Here is a 5,293-nt window from a genome sequence, read left to right on the forward strand (position 1 = left end):
GCCGACCTGGTCGTCTGGGACCTGCACGAGGTCGCCCTCGCCGGCGCGCTGAGCGATCCCGTCGAGGCGTGGCTGCGCTGCGGGCCTGCGCGGGCGTGGACGACCGTCGTCGGTGGGCGGGTCCTCGTCGACCGGGGCGAACCGGTGCTGCCCGCGCTGGGGGATGTGCTGCGGGACCATGGGCGGGTCGCACGTCGTATGCAGCAGAAGGTGTAGCGGCGGTCCATGGGCGGCGGTCACATGGTTCTGACGTCACCGTCCTCGCGTCACGCTCGCCGTCGGGTCCACTGCGGTTCGGTGAGCGCCCAGTCCCGTTCCCACTCGGCCAACCGGTGGCGCAGCGCAATCCGCCGGGTCACCGCGGAGGCGAGGAGGACCAGGCCGACCATGCCGCCCGCGACCCACACGCCGACCGTCACCGTGTGCTGCCAGACGGCCACTTCACCGGCCGGCGCGGCGACACTGCGACCCTTCGCGTCGAGCCATACGTCCACCACGTCACCGCGTGCCGTGTCCGCCGGGACCTCGACCGTGGCCGTACGCGGCCCGTGTCCCGGCATCGTCCAGCGCACCACCACCCACAGGGAGCGCGGGCCGGTGTCCTTCACCGAGGGGATGCCGGCAGGCGGGTTTCCGATGACCTGTGCGTGGACGCGATGACGGTCGGCACGCTGGGTCGCGGCGATCGTCCGGGCCTGGTCGTGGGCCCACAGACCCGCGGCGGCCCCGGCGAGGGGCGCACAGACGAACAGGAGGACGGCGATGGCCAGCGCCGTCCACGTCTCCACGACATCCGACCGGCGCCGCAGCGGATTGTGCCGTCGGCGTCGACTCCGTACCCGGGTCCGCATGTCGGCCTCCTCGCCGTCACCGGAGCCGAGGAACCGGAGGACCCGAAGCCCCCTGTGGGGCCGGTCAGCCGCTGCCTCGACGCCGCGCACGCATGCGAGCGTCCACACTGATGTCGTACCCCCTCCGAGGTACTTCCCTCAACCGGAGCCGAGGAGATCGGCACGCGCGGCTGCAGGGACGGCGTCAGCCGAAGCGTTCGATGCGGATGCGGTCAACCGGCTGCCCCGCCTCGACCAGCAGCCGTGAGGCATGCTCGGCGAACCCGTTGGAGCCGCACACATAGGCCTCCCACCCACCAGGAGGCTGCTCGGCCAGGAACGGCGCCACATGTGCCGCGGCCATACGTCCCACCGGCACACCCTGTGGCGCGCTGCGCGTGAACACGGTGGTGGTCTCCGCGCCGTACTCCCGCGCGTAGATCAGCTCCTCGGGACCGCGCGCCGACACCACCAGCCGCAGCGGCACGGACAGCCGCCGAGCCCGGTGCTGCCGGAGCATCGACATCAGCGGTACGACACCGGAACCGGCGCCCAGCAGCAGCGCGGGCCGGTCGCCGGGCCAGGCGAAGAAGCCGCTCAGCGGGCCGCGCACCTCGACCTCGTCACCGGGCTCGGCCACCGTGTGGAACCAGCCGGACACCTCACCGCCCTCGACATGGTCGAGGGTCAGTTCCACATGTCCGGCGTCGTCCGGGTGCGAGGCGATCGAGTAGTGGCGCTGCGCCACATAGCCGTCCTCGGCGCGCAGCCGCAGCATCAGATGCTGGCCCGCCAGATGGCCGCTCCAGCCGGGCACCGCGAACCGGAACGTCGAGGCGTGCGGGGTCTCCCGGCGGATCTCGGTGAGCGTGGCGGTCTGCCACACGGCGGCGGCCCGGTTGCTCACGGCGATGCGTCCCGGCACCGCGAACCTGGTGGTGGGGGCGAAGGTGTCAGTCACCGGAGTACCGCTGTTCCTCCCAGGGGTTGCCCCGGGCGTGATAGCCGTTCTGCTCCCAGAAGCCCGGCTCGTCGTGGTCGAGGAGACGCAGGCCCGCGATCCACTTGGCGCTCTTCCAGAAGTACAGGTGCGGCACCAGCAGCCGGGCGGGGCCGCCGTGCTCGGCGGGCAGCGGCTTTCCGTCGTACTCCCACGCGATCCAGGCACGTCCACCGGTCACGTCGGAGAGCGGGAGGTTCGTGGTGTACCCGGTGTGCGAATAGGCGACCACATGTGTGGCGGACACATGGGGCCGCACCACATCAAAGAAGGCGTCCAGCGATACACCCCCGAACCGCACCCCGAACTTGGACCAGCTCGTCACACAGTGGATGTCACCCTCGTAGGCCGACGCGGGCAGTTCATGGGCCTGCGTCCAGTTCCAGGTGCGCGGCTGCTCGACCAGTCCGTCGACGCGGAACGTCCAGTCGGCGGGCGCCAGGTCGGGGGTGACCTCGGCGGACAGGACGGGCCAGTCGTCGCCCGCGTCGTACTGGCCGGGCGGCAGGCCGGCGTCGGGGACGCGGGGGCGTCCGGTGAAGCCTCGGGTGACGTGCATACGGGTGGAGCCTCCAGGCCGCTGCGGCGCGGTTCCGCCGGGCGAGCGTGATCAGTGGTTTCTCGTTTCAACGGTACGCGTCCACCGGGTATGCCCAGGTCCGAGGGGCACCGCCGATCATTGCGGCCGTATGAACTCTCCGTGTTCCGGGGAATAGCCGCCCGGTGGGCGACCTTGGTCCTGAGTGCCGGGGATGTGGTGACCGCGAAGGAGAGTGAGGGAACAGATGCCCAAGGCATACGTCTTCACGCGTTACGGGGGGCCTGAGACGGAGGCGCTCGTCGAGGTCGACCGGCCGCGTCCCGGTCCCGGTGAAGTCCTTGTCGCGGTACGCGCGGCCGGGGTGAACCCCGTCGACTGGAAGTTGCGCACCGGCTACCGGCGGCCCGGCGAGACGGATACACGTACCTTTCCTGCGGTCTTCGGCAGCGAGGTCTCCGGCGTCGTCGAGGAGATCGGCGCAGGTGTGGACGGCATCGCCGTCGGCGACGAGGTCTTCGGCAACACGGTGGCCGGCGGCTACGCCGAGTACGCCCTGCTGCCCGTGACGGTCACCGCGCACAAACCCGCCGAGCTGTCCTTCCGGGACGCCGCCACCCTGCCCGTCGCCGCGGCGACCGCCTACGACGGCGTCCGCCAGCTCGACCTGCCGGCCGGCGCGACCGTGCTGATCACCGGCGCGGGCGGCGGCGTCGGCTCCGCGGCCCTGCAGATCGCCCGTGCCCTCGGACTGCGTGCCGTGGGCCTGGCGAGCGCGGGCAAGAAGGACTTCGTGGAGTCGCTGGGCGCGGTCCACGTCCCGTCCGGACCCGACCTGGCCGTACGGGTGCGTGCGGTCGCCCCTGAGGGTGTCGACGGCGTCTACGACCTCGTCGGCGGCGAAGTGCTCGCCGAGGCCGCGACCCTGCTCACCGACCCCACGAAACTGATCACCGCAGGGGCCCCCGCCCCCGAGGTCGAGAAGCTCGGCGGCGCCCGCGTCGAGCGCGCCCGCAACGCGGCCGTACTCGACGAGGTCGCGCAGCTCGTGGTCGGCGGCCAACTGGACCCTCATGTGACCGAGACGTTCCCGCTCGATCGGGCCGGCGAGGCCCTGCGCACCGTCGAGGACGGCCACGCGCGCGGCAAGATCGTGATTGAGGTCGCCGCATGAGCACCTCCGACGAGCGCGTCCTCGACAACCCCGCCCGCGCCGCCCTCACCGGCCCGCACGCCCACTTCGCCGAGCGGCGCGGCCGCATCCTGCGCTACCCGGTCGACGTGACCCCGTGGCTGGCCCTGCCCGACGAGCCCGACGCCGACGACTGGGCGGACGTCGCCGCCTTCTCCGGCCCGGGCGCCGAGATCCCGCTCCTCGGTTTCAGGGGCAGGGTCCCGGCCGGCTGGGAGATCACCTTCGACATCGACGGCGTACAGATGGTGGACGACGGGCTGGCCGCCGCACCCGACCCGGAGGCGATCCTCCTGGGCCCGGCCGACGTCCCCGAGATGCTCGACCTCGTGGAACGGACCAGGCCCGGCCCCTTCCTGCCGCGCACCGTCGAACTCGGCACCTACCTGGGCATCCGCCGCGACGGCGCCCTCGTCGCCATGGCCGGCGAACGTCTCCACCCGCCCGGCTGGACCGAGATCAGCGCCGTCTGCACCGACCCCGCCGCCCGCGGCGAGGGCCTCGCCAGCCGCCTGATCCTCGCCGTCGCCCACGGCATCCGCGAACGCGGCGAGACCCCGTTCCTGCACACCGGCGCGGGCAACACCACAGCGATACGGCTCTACGAGTCCCTGGGCTTCCGGCTGCGCCGGACCACCGCGTTCCTCGCGGCACGGGCGCCGGAGCACCTGACCGAGACCCGGGCCGTCCGGGTGTCGTAGGACAGGACCGAACCGTCAGCTTTCCTCGGCGGGACTCTCTGCCGACCACGAGTTGTAGCGCTCCAGATAGCCGGCGAACCGCTGCAGATCCTCCTCCGGCCAGCCCGCCAGCCGCTCACGGAAGGCGGCCTGGCGGTTCTCGGTGACCCGGGCGAGGATCCGGCGGCCGGCGTCGGTCAGATGCAGGACCTGGACGCGGTGGTCCTCGGGATCGGGGCGCCGCTCGATGAGGCCTGCGCGCTCCAGGGCGGCGACCTGGCGGCTGACCGTGGACTTGTCGAGGGCGTAGTGGGCGGCCAGGTCGGTGGCCCGGCGGCCGTCGTGCTCCTCCAGGTGGCTGAGCAGGGTGTACGACACCAGCGACAGTTCGGGGTGCAGCCGGCCCGCCGAAGCCCGGGCGCGCCGCGCGAAGGTCGTCATCTCGCGCTGGATGGTCTCCAGGGCCCGGTCCGCTCGCACCGCGTCTCCTTCGCTCTCCTGGTTGCACAGTACAACTCAGAGGGGAACCCGGCCCCTCGTCGGTCCTGTGCTTCGGGTACTGTTGCCCTCCGGTCGCGGACGTCCGCGACCCTGAACTCCCGGGAGGTGAGACTCATTTCCGCTGTGTCATGCCGGGTGCTCTCACCTCAGGACAGCTCGGTCCACCGGTAGCAGGTGACCGCGAGAGCGCCCTTCGGCCACCTTCCGAAAGGCTCTCGGCTTCCATGCCTCCTCTTTCCCCCGTTTCCCCCGCCTCCGTCGTCGCCGCGCTCCGTGCCGCGGGCTGTGTCTTCGCCGAGGACGAGGCGCGGCTGATCCTCTCCGCCGCCCGCACCCCGGACGAGGTCGCCGCCATGGTGGACCGCCGCGTCGAGGGCCTGCCGCTCGAACTCGTCGTCGGCCACGCCGAGTTCAGGGGCTTGCGCATCGCCCTGGAACCCGGCGTGTTCGTGCCCCGCCGCCGTACCGAGTTCCTCGTCGACCAGGCCCTCGCCCACGCGCCGGACGCGGCCGTCGTCGTGGACCTGTGCTGCGGTTCCGGCGCGGTCGGCG

Annotated in this window: 6 protein-coding genes and 2 pseudogenes; 4 read left to right on the top strand and 4 right to left on the bottom strand. The window is 72.2% G+C overall.

Going from position 1 to position 5,293, the window contains the following annotated elements:
• Positions 1-216 (top strand): annotated as a pseudogene (locus R6V09_RS45060) (8-oxoguanine deaminase); the annotation flags it as partial.
• Between the two features lie 50 nt (positions 217-266).
• Here the strand turns inward: R6V09_RS45060 and R6V09_RS45065 are convergent.
• The 3 genes from R6V09_RS45065 to R6V09_RS45075 all read right to left on the bottom strand — a co-directional run bounded on the left by R6V09_RS45065 (position 267) and on the right by R6V09_RS45075 (position 2,389).
• On the bottom strand, positions 267-851 hold the full coding sequence (locus tag R6V09_RS45065; protein ID WP_317887274.1) for an Rv1733c family protein: 585 nt from the start codon (positions 849-851) through the stop codon (positions 267-269).
• Positions 852-1,035: 184 nt separating this feature from the next.
• Entirely contained in the window at positions 1,036-1,791 is a 756-nt protein-coding gene (locus tag R6V09_RS45070; RefSeq protein ID WP_317887275.1) for a ferredoxin reductase, read from the bottom strand.
• Positions 1,784-2,389, bottom strand: a complete 606-nt coding sequence (locus R6V09_RS45075) for a sulfite oxidase-like oxidoreductase (protein ID WP_317887276.1) — start codon at positions 2,387-2,389, stop codon at positions 1,784-1,786. The genes R6V09_RS45070 and R6V09_RS45075 overlap by 8 nt, the downstream gene beginning before the upstream one ends.
• Positions 2,390-2,615: 226 nt before the next feature.
• Between R6V09_RS45075 and R6V09_RS45080 the strand changes: the two genes are divergently transcribed.
• Both R6V09_RS45080 and R6V09_RS45085 read left to right on the top strand, forming a co-directional pair.
• Positions 2,616-3,542 (top strand): NADP-dependent oxidoreductase, encoded by a 927-nt coding sequence (locus R6V09_RS45080; protein WP_317887277.1) that lies wholly within the window; start codon positions 2,616-2,618, stop codon positions 3,540-3,542.
• Positions 3,539-4,261 (top strand): GNAT family N-acetyltransferase, encoded by a 723-nt coding sequence (locus tag R6V09_RS45085; protein ID WP_317887278.1) that lies wholly within the window; start codon positions 3,539-3,541, stop codon positions 4,259-4,261. Before R6V09_RS45080 ends, R6V09_RS45085 begins: the two co-directional genes overlap by 4 nt.
• 15 nt (positions 4,262-4,276) lie before the next feature.
• On the opposite strand, the gene R6V09_RS45090 is transcribed toward R6V09_RS45085, so the two are convergent.
• On the bottom strand, positions 4,277-4,681 hold the full coding sequence (locus R6V09_RS45090) for a MarR family winged helix-turn-helix transcriptional regulator (protein ID WP_317887279.1): 405 nt from the start codon (positions 4,679-4,681) through the stop codon (positions 4,277-4,279).
• 284 nt (positions 4,682-4,965) lie between these two features.
• Here R6V09_RS45090 and R6V09_RS45095 point away from each other — a divergent pair.
• Positions 4,966-5,293: pseudogene (locus R6V09_RS45095) on the top strand (putative protein N(5)-glutamine methyltransferase); the annotation flags it as partial.

Source organism: Streptomyces sp. W16 (genome assembly GCF_033194735.1).
Classification (GTDB): Bacteria; Actinomycetota; Actinomycetes; order Streptomycetales; family Streptomycetaceae; genus Streptomyces.

Coding starts and splice junctions, on each gene's coding strand:
- R6V09_RS45065 (WP_317887274.1), bottom strand. CDS start 851: ATGCGGACCCGGGTACGGAGTCGACGCCGACGGCACAATCCGCTGCGG.
- R6V09_RS45075 (WP_317887276.1), bottom strand. CDS start 2,389: ATGCACGTCACCCGAGGCTTCACCGGACGCCCCCGCGTCCCCGACGCC.
- R6V09_RS45080 (WP_317887277.1), top strand. CDS start 2,616: ATGCCCAAGGCATACGTCTTCACGCGTTACGGGGGGCCTGAGACGGAG.
- R6V09_RS45085 (WP_317887278.1), top strand. CDS start 3,539: ATGAGCACCTCCGACGAGCGCGTCCTCGACAACCCCGCCCGCGCCGCC.
- R6V09_RS45090 (WP_317887279.1), bottom strand. CDS start 4,681: ATGACGACCTTCGCGCGGCGCGCCCGGGCTTCGGCGGGCCGGCTGCAC.